General features: G+C 58.9%; 24 protein-coding genes. All 24 read right to left on the minus strand.

The window, feature by feature from the left end; genetic code table 11:
- Positions 1 to 4: 4 nt before the first annotated feature.
- Positions 5 to 2,053 (minus strand): Calx-beta domain-containing protein, encoded by a 2,049-nt coding sequence (locus QMG56_RS14995; protein WP_281823092.1) that lies wholly within the window; start codon positions 2,051 to 2,053, stop codon positions 5 to 7.
- A 6-nt stretch (positions 2,054 to 2,059) separates the two neighbouring features.
- Positions 2,060 to 2,338: a hypothetical protein gene (locus QMG56_RS15000; RefSeq protein WP_281823093.1), complete on the minus strand. Its 279-nt coding sequence runs from the start codon at positions 2,336 to 2,338 to the stop codon at positions 2,060 to 2,062.
- Between the two features lie 8 nt (positions 2,339 to 2,346).
- Entirely contained in the window at positions 2,347 to 2,685 is a 339-nt protein-coding gene (locus QMG56_RS15005; protein WP_281823094.1) for a hypothetical protein, read from the minus strand.
- Between the two features lie 178 nt (positions 2,686 to 2,863).
- Positions 2,864 to 3,193 carry a hypothetical protein gene (locus tag QMG56_RS15010; protein ID WP_281823095.1) on the minus strand — a complete coding sequence of 110 codons (330 nt, stop codon included), beginning with the start codon at positions 3,191 to 3,193 and terminating at the stop codon, positions 2,864 to 2,866.
- Positions 3,194 to 3,238: 45 nt separating this feature from the next.
- Positions 3,239 to 4,294 carry a DUF2184 domain-containing protein gene (locus QMG56_RS15015; protein ID WP_281823096.1) on the minus strand — a complete coding sequence of 352 codons (1,056 nt, stop codon included), beginning with the start codon at positions 4,292 to 4,294 and terminating at the stop codon, positions 3,239 to 3,241.
- Between the two features lie 13 nt (positions 4,295 to 4,307).
- Positions 4,308 to 4,760: a hypothetical protein gene (locus tag QMG56_RS15020; protein WP_281823097.1), complete on the minus strand. Its 453-nt coding sequence runs from the start codon at positions 4,758 to 4,760 to the stop codon at positions 4,308 to 4,310.
- A 13-nt stretch (positions 4,761 to 4,773) separates the two neighbouring features.
- Entirely contained in the window at positions 4,774 to 6,072 is a 1,299-nt protein-coding gene (locus QMG56_RS15025; RefSeq protein WP_281823098.1) for a DUF2213 domain-containing protein, read from the minus strand.
- A 303-nt stretch (positions 6,073 to 6,375) separates the two neighbouring features.
- Positions 6,376 to 7,158, minus strand: a complete 783-nt coding sequence (locus QMG56_RS15030) for a phage minor head protein (RefSeq protein WP_281823099.1) — start codon at positions 7,156 to 7,158, stop codon at positions 6,376 to 6,378.
- Positions 7,159 to 7,220: 62 nt separating this feature from the next.
- A complete protein-coding gene (locus QMG56_RS15035; protein ID WP_281823100.1) occupies positions 7,221 to 8,747 on the minus strand; it encodes a DUF1073 domain-containing protein in 1,527 nt (508 codons plus the stop codon).
- Positions 8,748 to 8,789: 42 nt separating this feature from the next.
- On the minus strand, positions 8,790 to 10,178 hold the full coding sequence (terL, locus tag QMG56_RS15040) for a phage terminase large subunit (protein ID WP_281823101.1): 1,389 nt from the start codon (positions 10,176 to 10,178) through the stop codon (positions 8,790 to 8,792).
- Positions 10,165 to 10,623 (minus strand): terminase small subunit protein, encoded by a 459-nt coding sequence (locus QMG56_RS15045; protein ID WP_281823175.1) that lies wholly within the window; start codon positions 10,621 to 10,623, stop codon positions 10,165 to 10,167. The genes terL and QMG56_RS15045 overlap by 14 nt, the downstream gene beginning before the upstream one ends.
- A 2-nt stretch (positions 10,624 to 10,625) precedes the next feature.
- Positions 10,626 to 10,841 (minus strand): hypothetical protein, encoded by a 216-nt coding sequence (locus tag QMG56_RS15050; RefSeq protein ID WP_281823102.1) that lies wholly within the window; start codon positions 10,839 to 10,841, stop codon positions 10,626 to 10,628.
- Between the two features lie 3 nt (positions 10,842 to 10,844).
- Positions 10,845 to 11,144: a hypothetical protein gene (locus tag QMG56_RS15055; protein WP_281823103.1), complete on the minus strand. Its 300-nt coding sequence runs from the start codon at positions 11,142 to 11,144 to the stop codon at positions 10,845 to 10,847.
- Positions 11,141 to 11,398, minus strand: coding sequence for a hypothetical protein (locus tag QMG56_RS15060; protein WP_281823104.1), 258 nt, complete (start codon positions 11,396 to 11,398; stop codon positions 11,141 to 11,143). The genes QMG56_RS15055 and QMG56_RS15060 overlap by 4 nt, the downstream gene beginning before the upstream one ends.
- Before the next feature lie 48 nt (positions 11,399 to 11,446).
- On the minus strand, positions 11,447 to 12,970 hold the full coding sequence (locus tag QMG56_RS15065) for an AAA family ATPase (protein ID WP_281823105.1): 1,524 nt from the start codon (positions 12,968 to 12,970) through the stop codon (positions 11,447 to 11,449).
- Complete coding sequence (locus QMG56_RS15070; protein WP_281823106.1) at positions 12,960 to 13,556, minus strand: hypothetical protein; 597 nt, start codon at positions 13,554 to 13,556, stop codon at positions 12,960 to 12,962. The genes QMG56_RS15065 and QMG56_RS15070 overlap by 11 nt, the downstream gene beginning before the upstream one ends.
- Entirely contained in the window at positions 13,553 to 13,981 is a 429-nt protein-coding gene (locus tag QMG56_RS15075) for a hypothetical protein (protein ID WP_281823107.1), read from the minus strand. The genes QMG56_RS15070 and QMG56_RS15075 overlap by 4 nt, the downstream gene beginning before the upstream one ends.
- Positions 13,978 to 14,175 (minus strand): hypothetical protein, encoded by a 198-nt coding sequence (locus QMG56_RS15080; RefSeq protein WP_281823108.1) that lies wholly within the window; start codon positions 14,173 to 14,175, stop codon positions 13,978 to 13,980. Before QMG56_RS15080 ends, QMG56_RS15075 begins: the two co-directional genes overlap by 4 nt.
- Entirely contained in the window at positions 14,172 to 14,537 is a 366-nt protein-coding gene (locus QMG56_RS15085; RefSeq protein ID WP_281823109.1) for a hypothetical protein, read from the minus strand. The genes QMG56_RS15080 and QMG56_RS15085 overlap by 4 nt, the downstream gene beginning before the upstream one ends.
- Positions 14,534 to 14,677 (minus strand): hypothetical protein, encoded by a 144-nt coding sequence (locus QMG56_RS15090; RefSeq protein WP_281823110.1) that lies wholly within the window; start codon positions 14,675 to 14,677, stop codon positions 14,534 to 14,536. Before QMG56_RS15090 ends, QMG56_RS15085 begins: the two co-directional genes overlap by 4 nt.
- The gene (locus tag QMG56_RS15095) at positions 14,674 to 15,393 is read right to left on the minus strand and encodes a site-specific DNA-methyltransferase (protein WP_281823111.1); all 720 of its coding nucleotides are present in this window, start codon (positions 15,391 to 15,393) and stop codon (positions 14,674 to 14,676) included. Before QMG56_RS15095 ends, QMG56_RS15090 begins: the two co-directional genes overlap by 4 nt.
- The gene (locus QMG56_RS15100) at positions 15,390 to 15,515 is read right to left on the minus strand and encodes a hypothetical protein (RefSeq protein ID WP_281823112.1); all 126 of its coding nucleotides are present in this window, start codon (positions 15,513 to 15,515) and stop codon (positions 15,390 to 15,392) included. The genes QMG56_RS15095 and QMG56_RS15100 overlap by 4 nt, the downstream gene beginning before the upstream one ends.
- Positions 15,512 to 15,847 carry a hypothetical protein gene (locus QMG56_RS15105; RefSeq protein ID WP_281823113.1) on the minus strand — a complete coding sequence of 112 codons (336 nt, stop codon included), beginning with the start codon at positions 15,845 to 15,847 and terminating at the stop codon, positions 15,512 to 15,514. The genes QMG56_RS15100 and QMG56_RS15105 overlap by 4 nt, the downstream gene beginning before the upstream one ends.
- A complete protein-coding gene (locus QMG56_RS15110; RefSeq protein ID WP_281823114.1) occupies positions 15,844 to 16,122 on the minus strand; it encodes a hypothetical protein in 279 nt (92 codons plus the stop codon). The genes QMG56_RS15105 and QMG56_RS15110 overlap by 4 nt, the downstream gene beginning before the upstream one ends.
- Between the last annotated feature and the right edge of the window lie 172 nt (positions 16,123 to 16,294).

The raw sequence follows: 16,294 nt of genomic DNA on the forward strand, positions 1-16,294 counted from the left end.
CTCCTTAAGCCGCCCAAGCGACAGGTTGAGCGTTTGCCCATGTCAGAATTTTGCCGTCCGATGCGGTCATTGGAGACGAAGCAAGCGACGGAGCCGTTTTCCATTTGTTGGTTAGGAATGCTTCAACCGCTGTCACATCGGATGGGGCCATGTTGCCGGAATAGGCGAGGAAGGACGCCAACCCGCCATCGAAGGAGCTGGTCAAACCACCAAGAGAAGTTATGGGCTGGGTAAGTGTCGCGTCGGTCGTGTTTGACTGATCGGCGACACCGTTTATGGCTATACTGGTCCCCCAAGGCCCGGCCTTGATTGTGATAAGGTTAGGACCAACGCGATTGATGGGGGTAATTCCGTTTTGCAGCGTTGCACCGCCAACGCGCAGCACCTGAACCGTTCCAGTTGCAGAAATGCGGGCGCCTAATGCCCCGTTGGCACCATTAAAGAGATTGCGCGCTGTGCTGTAGCTATCCCAATCAATCAGCAAGAACAGCGTATATCCGCTCGCGTGGGGAATGCTTACAGTAAGCGGGGATGTGCCAGCGTCCAGATTAGCAACGCGCAATCTGTTGATTGAACGCAGCCCCATTTGTGGGGCGCGATCTAGAGTGACCATGGATGCAGCAAGCGCCGCGCCAAATGCGGATGGCCATGTCCGAACAGGCCCTCGCGGCAAAGTCACCGCCAACTCTGCGGAGTCCAGCGCCATCATGAGATTGGCGACCCTTGCCGGACTGGCTGCAACTGGAATGCTGACCGACTGCGACGCGCTGCCACTGGTATCGGTTACGGTGATGGTTCCCGCCACCGTTCCGACCGCGTTGAAAGGCCCGGTTATTTCCCCAGTAGCAGCGTTGAATGATCCACCGAGCGCACTGGGGGCGGTCGCGCCGGTGAATGCAAACGTCTTGGTTCCGCTGCCGCCCGTAACCTCGGGTGCATAACGATAGGCCGTATCGCTGACAGCCGGAGATGGCGCGCCAGTTATAACCAACGCAACCGCCGATGTGTCATCGTTAGTAATCGTGCCGGTTGACGTGACGGTATTAAGGCCCGCTGCCGTAACGGTTAGGGTGAAGGTGTCGTTAGGTTCCTCCGCCGTGTCGCCGGTCACAAGAACAATTATCGTCTTGCTCGTTTCGCCGGGGGCAAAGGTGCCGCTACCAGATGGGAACGTGCCGCCAAAGTCCGCCGCGTTCGCCGGGTTCGCGCCGCCGCCAGTGATTGCCCAATTGTAGGGAAACGATGCGGTGGAGCCGTCGCGCTCTAGGGTCAGCGTCCAGCTAAAGCCAGTAGTCCCGCTGTTGCCTTCCGCTTGCGTCACTGCGGAAGAAAGGGACAGGAACGGCGCTGGGGTAGGCGTGCTGTCATCGTTCAATATTGTGCCGGTCGCACTCATGGACGCGCCCGCCGCATAACCAGATGGCGCGCTAATCGAAACGGTGAACGCTTCGTCGCTTTCCACGGTCGCGTCCCCATTGACGCTAACCGAAAACGTCCCGCTGGACGCGCCATCGGCCAGATTGACGTTGCCGCCAGTCGGGTAGCTGCCACCCGTGAAATCGTTCGCGCTAGTGCTGCCAGCGGCGAACGACCAAGGGATAACCGCCGCGCCCACCAATGACGAACGCGAGACGGTGTAGGTGTAAAGGTTCGCGCCGCTGTTGCCTTCGACCTTTGAAATTGCAGCGGACAAGGTGACTGTTGGAAGCGCCGAAACAGTGACTGCCGCCGATGTTGCAACAGTCGATCCGCCTGGCCCGGTTGCGGTCACTTCCAGCACAAGCGATCCTGCGGACGGCGTTACGGTCGTTCCCGTCCCGATGGACGTTCCAGACAAGAGCCAGCGCCGCGCATAGGACGTTGCATTGCTTGCCGCGCCATTGTTCGCCGTGAACGTCGCGCCCGCAACGCCGCTTGTCGGGGAGATGGACGGTTGCGTGGTGAACACTGGCGCGGGTGTTCCATATTCCGGTGCCGTAAACGCGGTTTCGGGTTGCGCGCTCCGTCCCGCCTCATACAGAATCAGGCTTCGTGCGATGGGTGCAAGTGCCATAACGCCTTAGCCTTCCGTCTCTAGGGGGCGAACGGTGAGAGTAACCGCCTTGGTCGCCGACATCTGAGCGTTTGCGGTGCCAGCCATGTCAGTCACCTTGTGACCAACGATGCGCACTGCCGTGCCATCTACAGAGCCGTCGAGCACCGGGTTCTTAACGGGAGGCGGCGCGCCGAAATATCCGATTTCCATATTGTCGCCGATCACGCGCGCGCCAGCCCTCCCCGAATAGAAAGGAAATTCAATGTGACAAACACGTCCGTTATCGACCGTTCCAACTATCATTTGCCGCCTCATTGATTAGCCACGCGAATGCCGACCGTGCGCTGCTTCTTTCGCAGCGGATCAGCATCCGTTGTTATTGTGAGAACTATGCCGACCAGAATGCCGCGACTGTCGAAGATGGTAGAGCTTTGCGTGGTCGGATCTACATCCATCCAGAAACGGATAATGCGGCCATCGGCTATGGGAGCGCGGACACCATCGCTCATTATCCGAACGCCACCCGCTGTTGCCTCGGCGGTGGTCCCAAGTGTGAAGCTGGCGATTTCCTCGCCCGTCATCAGAATGTCGCCGGTCGCGTCACCCTGCGAAATCTCGAAATAGAAGTCGAGAATATCGGTCGGGTCCATGACCTGATCAAATATTGGGGCGGTAGACGGGACGGTCATTTCATCGCCCCGACGCTATCGGCTGATAGGCTCGACGCTGCCGAACGAGAGAATGCGCCAAGTGCCATCTTCAATCCTTACAAAAAGGGCCGCGCAGCCATTCCAGCGCGCGGCCCGACTCCCCCCGGAGAGGTGTTAGTTATGCGGCCAGAAGTTCGTCCCGGCGTGCTTCAAGGGCTTTCAGTGCGCCTGCACGCGACTTGCCACCGGTCTCTGCGTCAATCAGCTTCTGCACTTCGTCAGGATTGCTGACCGTGTCGAGGTAGTCCTTGAGGTCGTCAACGTTGCCGTCGAGTGGGCCGGGTTCTTGGGGCTTGGAAGCACCCTTGAACTCAAACCAATCCGCCGCGTCATCCATTTCAGCATCGGAAACGTCGAGATCAGCAACCTCGTTCGGTGCCAGCATAACCAGCGTCCCGTCCGTGGTGCGGATACCGCGATCCCCTGTGGAAATGTTCTTGATCTGCATGTCTTGTCTCCATGCGGGCGACACCGAAGCGCCGCCCGATAGGGGTTACAGTCCGTCGCGGTATGCGATGGCCTTGGGCAAGCGCACTTCCGTGCCGCCGACGTTCATGATGCCGGGGACTTCCCAGACCATCGAAGCCTTGCGGAAAGGCTCAAGGAAGGTGTGACGACCGGGCAGGTGGAAGCGGACGACCTCCTGCGTGTTGTCGTAGGCGATCATGCGGGCGGTGCTCGATGCGCCTGCGGTTTCCAGAAGGCGGCTACCGCGAACGTTGACCGTGCGCGAGTTGGCCGAACCGCCGAGGATGTAGGCAAGCACGCTGCTGCCCGTATCCGTCATGCGGGTGCTTTCCAAATAGCGCAGGCGGCTCGTCGGCAGAACGGCGGTGGTCGCGATGTGCGTTTCGCCGGTTGCCGTTTCGACTGCGTTGATCGCTTCCCAGAAGTCGCGGCTGATCTGATCCGGCGTCTTGCTTGCCCATGTGCGTGCAGAGCCGGTGCCGTCCGCTGCAAAGTTAGCGACCGGGACAGATCCGTTGTTGACCAAGCCGGTCCAGCCCTTTTCGGACGTGGTATCACCCGGCAGGCGACCCGTCATGGCAAGGCTGAACAACGTGGACTGAACGCCCATGTCTACGGCCATTGCCTTGTCGGAAGGAAGCGAACGGCCCAGCTTGGCGGCGCGTTCCATTTCCTGCACGGTCCATTCGTAGCCCAGCGCGGCAAGGTGGTAGCCATGCGTGAACTGATCAAGGATGGTGCTGGCATAAGGCATGTCGAACGACTTGCCGGACATGAACTCGGCGCGGCCCACGGCATCCATGCTGTAGAACACGGTGCCGACATCCCACATGTCGCCATCTTCGTTCACCGTCATGAACGACGCGAAGTCGAACGACGGATACTTGCGGATATAGGTTTCGGCTTCGATGCGATGAAGCTGCGGCGTCAGGAAGGCGCGGCCCACCTGATCATTGACCATCCAGTCAGACAGCGAATAATCGCGGAACTGCTTGGCGTGTTCAGCGTCGTTCGCCTTCCACGCGGGAAAGTCGATCTTTCCGGTGGCGGCGTCGTAGAAGTTGTGAGTGATCGCGTTCATTTCAGCCGCCCCCTTAGCGCTTGGCCAGCTTCACGAGCGAACCGCTCAGAGCCGTAGTGTCGAAGAACCATCCCGGCAGGATGACATTGGAACTGGCCGTATCGACAAAGGCGCCACCCGAAGTGACATATGCCTGTACGCCGTCCGTCACGTCCTCGCCCGCCGTCACCCAGATAACGCCCTGCGTCATGATGGGGACGTTCTGGCGCTGTGCATAAATATCGGCGGTCTGACCGGCGATGATGCCCAGCGCTTCGTGCGCGATGGTGATGCCCACCAGTCCGCCCGCAGTCGGCGTTGCGGTGACGCCGTGGTCGCCAGTGCCGCGAAACGCAGCCTTGCCGAAACCAATGCCGCCAGCATCCTCAATCGTGCGGGTGATGCGGTTGGACGTTTCGCCGTTGGCCACCATGCCAGGATAACCCGGCGCGATGGTCTCGACGTAGTTGGTCTGAATTTCAGCCATCGGTCAAAACTCCTTAGTTGGCGTAACGCGACGCGCGAACGCGGTCACGGATGGCTGCGGTGTCGTTCATCGGCTTGGGCAAACCCAGATCGTGAACCTTCTGGTCGGCGGGCTTGGCGTCCTTAGTCAGCACTGCGAAGGCGCCTGCAATGCCAGCGTCATCGAACGATGCAGCGGCGTCACCGAGCGATGCGACAACAACAGCCTTGCGGATTTCTGCGTCGGTCTTGCCGTCCGTCACGATGTCAGCCTTCACGGCCTTGGCGGTCGTGATGAGCGCGGCACGATCAGCAACGCGCTTATCGAGGGCGGCAGGAGCGGATGCGTCCTTGGCGTCGGAAAGCTGCTTTTCCAGAGCGGCGGTCTTGCCCTTCTCGGTGTCCAGCGCCGTGGTGGCGGTGGTGAGGGCGGCGGCATCAGCCGCAAACTTGGTATTGAGCGCGTCAACTGCGATCCGAACGGCCTCACCGTTCGTCGCATCGACTTCGGCATCGCCGATCTTGATCTTCATTGCAGGCTTCTCCTGAGTGTTGAGTTGGTCCATTTTCATTGTCTTGTTTGCGCTGGGCTTTAATTCAGACAGCGCATTTTCCATCTGCTCCATCATGAGTTGCTGGCTCTTTTCGCCTGCGTCTCCGGTGGTCGGGGCTTTGCCGCTCATGTGCTTGCGATGAAGTGCAATCGCCTTTTCCAACCAGCCAATTGCCGCCGCCGTGCCGTCGACGGTGAGACTGTCGAGAAAGGATCGGGGGAGGGCATCGCAAACGGCGAAACCGTCCTTGATGGCGCAATGAGGTCCGGCACGTCCACGATCGACCAATGCGACGTGGTTGCCGGTGATGGATGCTTGCCGAACCGGGCATTTCGTCCCGTCAGCAGCGGTGAAATCGCCATATTCGAGGGTCGCGCTGTAGCCGTTCGACAGTTCGCGCTTGCCGGAATCGACCTTCTTGATCGCGGCGGCATCGGTCAGTAGGAGGTCGAACGCGAGATATTCGCCGTCCCGCATGGCGCCCATGATGGTGCCGCGCGCATGATCGCGCCAGTTGTCGGCGGTTACAGCTTCATGGGGGTGATCGTCGGTGACAGGCTTGCCGATGAAAGACCGGGCAGATGCGTTGTCGAATACCGTCTTGTCATCGCGCATGACGTTGACGCTGGCCTGATCGCGCAGTCCGTGCTCGTTCTGGGGGTCAACCTCGGCGCCGGTATATTGGTAGACGCCGACACGAGCCGCCTTCGCGCGCACAGCGAGAAAGCCGTCCTTAGTCCGGCGTGGCGCATCTAGCGTGAGGGTGTCAGCAAATAGCATGGCCCGCACGATAGCGGCGGGCCTTGGCGGGCTTTACCGCCGTCAGAAGGGATGTGTTATCTCGGCATAAAAGTCCGGCTCGTCAGCATCCAACGTTTCATATCCGCCGTAACCATCAGCCCCGTTCAAGCGCCACTCGTCTCGTTCCCAAGTAGCAAGTTCATACCAGTATGGTGCATCTGGATTGAGTATAACGCCGTCGCCACCATAGGCGGTGCCAAGCGTATTGCGCCTGCACAGCAGAACGGCCGAGCGGTGTTCCACCACCGTTTCGGCCCGTTTTTTGTGCCACGAATTGACCGGCTAGTCTAATGAAATCACCGATTTCGAGCGACATCCGCAGTATGGTTCTTGTCCGGGGCGCGTTGGTGGAAGCGGCTCGATTGTCTTGCCATTGATGCTTTGCCCGACGCGCGAAGGGTCGTCAGAATACACCTTGCCATCGCGCGCCTGATGCGACTGCCGAGGGTGAAGTTTTTTGCTGTGAACCCAAGACCATTCCAAAATCGAAGCCTGCCGCCGCCGCTCATCAGCAAGCGAACTGGTCAATTTGCTCGTCTGGTCGCTCGATATGTTGAGCGCCCGACGGCGGCTAATCCCCACCGCCTCCGTTATGGTTTTCGCCACATCGCGCGCCGGGGTGCGATTGCGCAGGCCATCGAATACGGCGCTGCTGATGCGCTGCCGGGTGACATCGGAGACATCGCGGACCAATGCCACATTCCACGAAATATGCGTGTCGAGTGAGGCGCGGACATCCTCGGTTCCCAGCAAGGTCGTTAGATCGACGCTCGCGGCGGATAATACGGCGCCGATCCATTTACGCCTCATGGTGCGCTCGGTCATTAACGCCCAATCCCTAATATCAGGCGTCAACAGCAAGAACAACCGCTCCAACAGCCCCGCCGTCGCGTTAATCTCGGCCTGTATGTCGGCGGGCGCGTCCGTTACCATCGCGCTTAGGGTGCGTTCGTAGGATGATACGATGCGAGGGGTTGCGTCGGTCCATGCCTGGATGATGGGGCGATAAGCGCGGGCGTAGAGATTGCTTGCCAATGTGGAGGGCGGGGCAATATCCCTGATCACGATTGCGGATCTGCGGATGTTCCGTTGCCTGCGCGCGAGGTCGGCCAGCGAGAAGCGCATCCCTACGCCCCAGCGTCGATCATCGCCATTACGTCTGCGATTGCTTCGTCGGACAGTCCGGTAGCGCGCAAGGCATCATTAGCCGCACGGCGGAGCGGCACGTCACTTCCAGACGCGCCGCCCGTGCCTTGAGATACAGGATCACCTCCCTTCGATTGAATGGCCGATGGATCGTCGTCATTGCTGGCATCGGGCGTAATGCCGAAACGTTCATCTTCTGGCAGTTCTGCCAACGCGCCCTCAAGGCCGGGAATCCATCCCTTCTCGGACATCAGGTTCTGGAAGCCCTTGGCAAATGCCTCATCCGGGATCGCGCCGGTTGCCTGCACCTTCTCGACAGCCTGCATGGTGGCGAAGAACGTATCCGCCTGCTCCTTAGCCGATGGCACACTCAACGGTGCCCATTCCGACCAAATCTCAGCATCAGCCGTAGGAGTAACCCCCGCCGATGGGATCAGATACTTGTCCACCTGATCCATGCACGGCCCAAGTTCCAGCGTCTGGCGCGCGCGAACCGTGGCGTTCCAGTTGTCAGCGTCACCCTTGCCGGTCGCGTTCTGGCCATCCGGTGATTTCCCGATAACGAGTGTGGCAGGCATCCCGGCGACAGCACCGATGAATGTCGCAAAGGCCATCATGATATCGGGGATACCTGCCCAATTGATCTGCCGGTGATCGATTGTCTCACCAGCGCCTGCTGTCCCATCGCCTGCATCGCGCAAGGTGGCATTGAACATGCTCTCGCCAAGGATCATGGCGGAGATGCGCGTCTGCAACACCTGTTCGCCGTCAGGCTCTGCCAGCAATCCTGCAAGATCAGGAATGCCGATGATGGTATTACGCACCTTGCCGATCAGTGCCGCGAAATGGCCTTGCGCGCTGTCGCTGTTGCGGACAGCCTCATAGACGCGGGCAACACGGCTTTCGCCCCAATATTGTTCCTCCCAACCCGTCATGCGCAGCAATGGGATTGCATCACCACGGAAGGCGACGACACGAGAAGGGTGAATGTCCTTCTGCCCGGTCGTCGTGGTCAGTGTGAAATGCTTAGGCCCACCAAATGCAGGGTCCGTGTGATCCTCGACTATCGGGCCTAGGGTAAGCTGGTAGCGGCTGACGACGTGGATGTAGGCTAGCCCCTTTGCCGGGATATTGGCGGGGGCAGGGGTTTCCGGAGCACCCGGCAAACCAAGGATGAATGCACCACCACCCAAACCGCGCAATGTCTCAGCCAGTCGTACTTTACCACGCAAGTCCAGGCGGCGTTCCTCGGCTTCCAGTAGCTTGATTTGATCCTGCTCAGCCTGCCAGTTACGCCACTCGCGCACCATGTCTAACGGAGGCAGGTCGATAACCCGGCGCATCATACCGCTGCCGCGATAGGCCGCGTCGATCATGTCCTGCGTCATGAAGCTGGGCGCGTATTGCATGGAATTGCGGGGGTCGAGGTTCGTACCCAGACCGGTAATGGCGCTGGTAAGGCCATCCTTGAAACGGACGCTGCGAATGCGGGCGGGCGGGGATGACATGGGCTAGAGGGTAGCCGTGGGGTTGGCGTGGATTTACCGCCGTCAGGCTAGGGAGCGGATGTTGTAGCGGGAACCTAGGGCGACGGCATCGAACGCGCGCGATGCGCTGTCCGCGTCATCGTCATGCTTGGCGACGGGGAACCCTTCGAGCGCAGAGAACCATCGGTCGTTCCATTCACCGCGCAGCACATCGACATTACCACCCTCGGCTTGCGCAGAGAACGGGCTGAACCGCGTCACCTTGTCGCCGGTTTCCGTCGAAGATCGCACGTTGAAGCCGGATAGCTTGAGTTTGAGGTTGGCAACTTGGCTCTTGCCTGCTTGGCCTGGATCTTGGGGTAGCGATATGATGCACGACTTACCGTCATGGCTAGCGAGGTTGGCAATCTTACGCTCCACACCGGCAGGCGATAGGCAATCGTTCGTGTTATCGACCACGATGTAACGGCCATCGGGCATCCGGCCTATCTTCGTGCTGCTGGTGGCGTCGGGATCGGGGTTTTCAGGCGACGGGACAGTCGCGGCAAGATCGTATCCCCTGCCAAATATCGTGCCAGCAGGAACGGCATCGACAATCCGGCAGTAGGACCGTTGGAAATATAACCCGGCAGCGGGCCTGATCTTCCAGTTGCCACCCAGTAGCCGTTCACGTTCAACGCGCGGCAGTGCAAGCAACGAAGCCATGTAGCCGGGGTCAGCATCCATCAGCGCCTTGTTGTCGGTCAACTTCGCCGGGACGAACGTCAACGACTTAGGAGGGATAGGCAGGCCATCGGGCATGAGATACCCGCTCAACTCCTGCGGTCTATCAGCCCAGATCAGGTTATCGCCAACGCGCACGAACCACCTCAACACGCCCGCGCGCTCAGGGATAGGCAGTCCGGTTTCCTGATCGATCCACCATGCGATGAGAGTAGCGACCCAGCTATCCGCATCAGGGTTACAGGTCGCGCGAATGTATGGCCGAACACCGCACATCGATCGATTGCGGCTGACCATGTACCAGAATTGCGTCGGCGTAAAATGCGTCAACTCATCGAAGCATATCAGCGGAATTTGCGACCCCTGCCAGTTGAACCGGGTCTTATCGTGTTCGAGGTGCGCAAAGCTGGCCGAGGCGCCGCTGGGAAATGTCCACGAAAGCACATGCTCTTTCGGAGATGCACCTACCTGCGGATAGAGAACCGCGCTTTCGTCCCATAGCCCGCCCTCGTTCCTGATCTGGACGGTTGAGCGTCGGAATGTGACCGAACCAAAGCCCGGAACATGGATATGGCGTAACGGCTCCATGAGAAGCCCCCACGTCTTCCCGCCACCTGCTGCGCCGCCGTATATTGCGATGTCCGCTGCCGACGCGAGAAAGGTCGTCTGCGGGCCGGGTTGTGGGATTATCGTCTGGCCGGGAACGATCTCCGGTTTAGCCGCGGCCATTATCCGGCAATGCAAAAACAGCCACAGTCGAGGCGGGCAGTGGTTTGTTGTCCGAAGTCACGTCCAGCTTGTCGCCGTATTTTTTCGGGGCGAGTTTGGATGCCACCCACTTGCGCGCGTCAATCCTCAGCTTTGAACGCGACACGTGCTCATGGTTCAAGACTTCATCGACCGAACCATCCTCCCGGCGCCGCTCCATCCAGTCATTTGAGCCGTCGTCCGCGATGTCCAGCATCTCATCGAAAATAGCATCAGCCTGGGCCTCGCGCGCACGCGCATAGCGCTCCCGAAAGTCAGCATACCTCTCATCAGCCAACCATCGGAAGACGGTAGACTGCGACGGCATGTCCTCGTCCAAGCAAATTGATCTCAGACTGCGCGGCATAACGAGGGCATCGCAGATTTTTCCGGCGATCTCTTCGCTGTATTCAGAAGGACGGCCCATGCTCACGACCGGCTCCCCTTAGGCAAAACCGTCTGAACAACATCGCCGACAATCCGTAGACGTGCTCCATTGCCCATCTTCACGGTATTGCATCCGAACGCCATCTCCGTTGCCAGTCCGGCGCAGGACATCTCGGCGGGAACAGATTCCATGTCGATGCCACGAACACGCTCCAGATAGCGAAGCACGGCATGATCGGTGATGTATGGCATGGTCATAATCTAAATCTCCTCGTGTCCAATCTTAACCGCCGTCACAGTCCGCCCCAGCACATAGCGTTTCCGCTTCAACCGCCGCTCAGCCCAGATCGCTTCGACATGCGCACGACGGGCAGCAATCAGATCCTCCCGGCCTTCCATGTCGATCCAGCGGCGAATGACGCGCCAGTTCGTCTGGTAATGCTCTTCGATGCACTCCCAACCTAAAGCGATGAACGTTTCGCGGAAGTCGTTCGGCTTTGGGCGATAGGGTTTGACGAGGCCGGTGTCTGGCTTGCGGGCTTTCGGTGGGTCATGCCTCATTGGCTTTTCTTCGCTGGTGAGGTGGCGCCAATCATACGGACTAATTCAGCCGCGCGTTCGATGCCCTGAATGTACCCATCGAGAAAATCTTCCGATTTTTCGCCATGGTCGTACTTCCGGTAAAAGTCGGCCTCTTCACAGACCTGTGCCGCGTGCTCTACGCGAACTAATGGCCCCGTCTCTGCCGCCTTATCTCGTTCGACAGCCGTCGCGTAAGCCTCCGCCAATAACTCTTGCAGCGTGCGTCTACTCATCTCCCCATCCCCCTACGCTCACGTTCACGGTTGAGATATTCGCGGGCGCTACTGGTCATGGTCATCCCGATCAAAATAGTCGTCATCATCGCCAATCGGTGGAGCCTCATCGAGCCACGGCGGGATGTCGTTTGCAGGGGGCGCTTTGCTGTTCAGAATTGGATTTGATTTCCAGTCCTCTTCCTGCCCGTTCTCAATGGAAGGGGGGAGTGCCTCAAGGGCACCCCCTTCCATATACGTAGTATATGGGGGGTCAGCGCAGCGCAGGGTCGGCGCAATGTTTTCAATGACTTGGCTAGGGGGTTGGCGCGGGTCAGCGCAGGGGGTTGGCGCAGGGGTTGGCGCACGGTTTTGCTGGGTTTCTGAGGGGGGGTTGGCGCACGGGCCAACAGCCTTGATCCCTACTTTCCAGTGACGATTTGGACCCTTCCAAAGGTTGGCTTCCAGTTCGATTTTGCCGAGGCTGAGGAGGCGTTCCATAGCGGCGCGCATGTCCTTTTCATTGACGCCACGAGCCTGCGGTGTGTGGGCGAAAATGCGTGGTGCATAGTTCACGCCATTGACGTGACTGACGGCGCGGCGCTGCTCTGTGGCCTTCGCAAGGCAGTTCATGAAGATGTCGTTCTCATGACTTGCTTTGGCGATGTCGTGGGTGTCGTGGCGCTGATCTTGGGGAACGACATCAGGCAGCACAAACGCACCCTTGAACCACATGAAGGACAGGTCGCCACCACGGCGCGCATAGTTGGATTTTTCGCGGCGCATGACGCGCATATCTGGGTCGGTTATGCTGCCATCGTCGTTCTCAGGTATCTCCATGAACAAGCGGCTGCGGACTTGGTTTTCCCATGCCGTAGAGCCTGAATAGCTATCGCCTGCCTTGTTGGGATGCCCAACGATGACGACCGCGCCATTGATGCTTATCGCGAGGCGGTTGCACAGGTTTATGAACGCGGCCACCTGATGCCGGTCGTTCTCATTGCCGGTGAACAAATGTGCGGTGTTGTCGAGGACCGCAAAGCCGATATCATGCTCATCGCAGGCCATGACGATCTGCTTGTAGCGCGTGGCTATGTGGATGCGGCCATCATGGTCGAACGTAGCCAGTTCGTTGTTCATTTCGCCTTGTAGTGATAGCAGGTGCAGCTTTCCGCTCAAGTCCTCTATCTTGACGCCCAGACTTGCGCAGATGGCGATTTGTCGCCGGTGCAGTTCGTCGGTGTCGTCTTCGCAGGTGATGTAGATCGCGTTCGTCTGGATGGTCTCGACGCCAAGGAAAGGTAGGCCAAGGGCGATGCACGTTGCCTGCTGCTGCGATACCAGCGATTTACCCGCAGCGCCCTTGCCAGTAAGCAATGTAGCCTGACGGTCGGGTATATAGTCCTTAACCTTCCACTCCCGCTCTGGGGCATCTGTCCCGGCCCATGAGGCGGGATCGATCAGCGCGAGGGATGTTGGCGGTTCATCACCCTTTGCATACTCAGCGAACAGCGCGTTGCTTGCCTCGTCCATCCATGCAGGCGGTGTGTTGTCGTTGTCGAAGTCTGTATCAGTCTCGATATTACGCGGCACGGCTTTGCGCCCCTTTCACTTCGATTTCGGGGATGCGCGGTGGCCGCGACAATTCCAGGCGCAAGGCCCGGGCAAACTTGATGCTGGTGACAACAATGGCATCGACGTGGCGGACGGCGCTGCGGCTTTCAGGCGTCCATTGCGTGACACATGCGCCGCTGCTGCCAGCACGGAGCCAATCCAGCGGGGTAGCGTGTAGCGAGAGGCGCTTGTCGGCGGAATCCCAGCCTTGCACGGCATCACGAACGGCATCGCAGCCCAGCGCCCAGCCTTCGCCGGTACGCAGGAACCAGATGTCAGGGTCTTTCGGGTCGAACGCGATAAGGTCGAGGGTCGCGCCATCTTCCACAAGCGGTGTGACGACCATCGCCTTGCCTGTGTCGATCGGTGTCCAGAAGTCGCGGCTATCGACCTCAACAGTGACGGTGCCAATCAGGTTGTGTTCCAGCATCAAAGCGACAGGCACGCCAAGCCCGCGCATATATTCGGCCTGCCTCATATCCATGCGCAGCGCGGCGCTGGCCATTTCCTGACGCAGTGTATTGCGGAACTCGTCCGACCATTGCCGGATGTCGGCGTTCTTCACAGATCACCCCTTGCTAAGAAGGGTGCGCCACAATCGCGCAGGAACGTCAGCGCGCTTTGCTCTTGCCGGAATACGCCACAATGGTGGCCCTGCCTGACATAGCGGTTGAGGCGTTCGCGCTGGTTATCGTCCGGCATCTTGCTGCCGTCCTTCCATTCGAGGAAGGCGACGCCAGCACCGGGCCATGTGGCGACCAGATCGAGGACACCGGCAACCATGCCTTCGCGCTTGGCTTTGCCTGCGGCCCACTGGCTGCGTTTCCCGGCATTCGGCACGGCGAATATATCGACCTTGGGGCAAAGGAACTTGGCATCGCGGAGAAAAGCAGACTGGCGCGCAATCTCATCGCGCGGATCTTCGTCACGCGGGTCAATGTGCCACGCTTCGTCCTGCTCATCGTCCAGCAATGCCCCCAGGTCGATCATGCAGCCGCGCCCCTTTTCTGGCGCGCAATCTGCAATTCATACTCAGCAACCTTGGGGCTGACCTTGTGCGTGCGGACCAGCAATTCAGGCGTGAAGGCGTCCAGGTTCGCGGCGCTGGCAAGCATGACTTTAAGCTGCGTCAATGCCTGCGATCCGGTCATCGCCTTGCTGCCGAAAGACTGGCGCGGCCTCATGCTGCCAACACCTGACGATGCGTGTCAGCGTGGCGCTGGTAATAAGCGACCATCGCATTATGGTATCGTTCGGACGCCAGTTCCGCGTCGGTCATCACGCCCTTGACGAACGTGCGACAGTGCGTGATAGGGCGCGGCGCACCGGTGGACATTCCATCGACATGGATAATCCGCGTATTGCTCGACGGGTTGTCGATGCGGATGTAGCCCGCCCTCTTTAGTGCGCGGATTGCGGTTTCAGTCGTCCGCTCTGACATTGCCACCATCGCGGCGAACATCGCGCCCTTCGGCATAGGCTCACCAGCAGCGGCGATCTTGCGTATCTCATTGAGAACGCGGACTTCACGATTGGACAGGATCATACTGGCCTCATCACATGCGCCCGCAACCGGCAAACCGGCGTGGGATCGATTACAGGGAAGAACGCCAGCTTCTGCGACCCGTAGATGATCACGTCCGTCTGCGGCGCTACAACAGCGCGGGGCTGGATGCGGCGGGTCATGCCACGGCCTCCAGAAACATATCGCCTTGGCGCTGGGCTTGCTCGATACGGCGGCAGGCGATGTCGAAATACTTGGTTTCGATCTCGCAACCAACGAAGTCTCGGCCCATTTGAATAGCTGCGACACCAGTTGATCCGACGCCCATAAATGGATCAAGGACCACAGCACCGCTTGTTGTGCTGTTGCTGATATAGTGCGCCATGAGCGCAATCGGCTTTTCAGTAGGGTGAGGCGAATTGAGGATGTTTGGGCAGCGAATAAGCTGTTTAGATCCGCAATCGTTGATGAAGAATGCTTTGCCTTTGTAGAAGAAGCCAGTGAACTCCAGGTTCTTCATATACCAGCGGTTGGCGGTAGCTGTGCCTTTGTCCCAGACCAGCAGGTTGTGGAATTTTAGACCGGCGTTCGCAGCACTATTAAGCAAATTCCGGACGTGCCGATTATTAGCCATGATGTAGGCGTGCGAATCGGGTTTCAGCACTTCGAATATGAGTGGCATGAACTCCGACCACTCAATCGCACACTCGACTATACCGCCTTTGTTGTCGTAAACTGACGAACTTAGCTTACCGCCGAACGAGCCATGATGGCCACCATAAGTGAGTAGGTAAGGAGGGTCGGTGCAGACCAGATCGACGGGATCCAGCATCGGCACGATCTCACGCGCGTCACCGCAATAAAGCGTAGCGCGCCCGATTGTCTCAACGCGCATCATGCGAAACGTCCGAGCGAGTCACGCCGCCGCCCCATCTTGACGCGCAGTTCGCCTTCCTTAACCAGCTTGGCGAGACGGCGACAGGCGAGGTAGCGGGTGAAGTGCTTTAGGAGGCGGGTCATTTCGACACCGCCAGACGATCAGCGACCAGCTTCGTGTAGCCAACAATGTCGTGCCAGCTATCGTGATACAGCGGGTCTCCATTGAGGATGCGCCCGACCTTGTGCGCGTTCATTTCCAACGCTTCCTTCATATCGTCGGGAAGCGTCTGCCAATTCGGGCTATCCTGATACGCGCGCTTGATAGCCTGCGTTATGCGGGCGTGTTCATCGAACGAGCCATAACGGTTGCCGCGCTCAATAAGGGTCGCTGCGATATCGTTTTCAGGAACAGCCCCACATGCGCCGCAATGGAGGCTGAGGGGGACGCCGTGTGCGCAATCTATGCCGCTCATTTCCCCAACACCCGATCAGCGACATCAGCCATGCGCTTGCCGATATGCGCGCAGGAAGGTGTCCGCATGTTGGAGATTTCGGTTAGGGCGGAGGCGAGTTCGATGACACGAGCGTCGGCGAGTTCGAGATCGTTTTCCAATGCCTCAGAACGCTTGTGCCAATAGTTGGCCGTGTCCTTGAGCGCGACGGTGTTATCCTGCCAGTCATCCGCCTGTGCGATAACAATCGACAACCGATCCAACACTTGTTGGTGCTTCTTCTTGCTGACGAACATGGTTTACGCCCTTCCTAAACAAGTAAAGTTGCGAAATATTATTAACGTCTACTTTTGAAACACTGCCATATTCGCCGTTGTTTCTATTGTGCAGCGCGGTATGTGGCTGCACATGCTTGAGAATTACTTACCGCCTATCCATCATGCGACACACCAGACTGATGCCCGCGCA

The organism is Sphingobium sp. BS19 (genome assembly GCF_027925545.1).
In the GTDB taxonomy this organism is placed as follows: Bacteria; Pseudomonadota; Alphaproteobacteria; order Sphingomonadales; family Sphingomonadaceae; genus Sphingobium.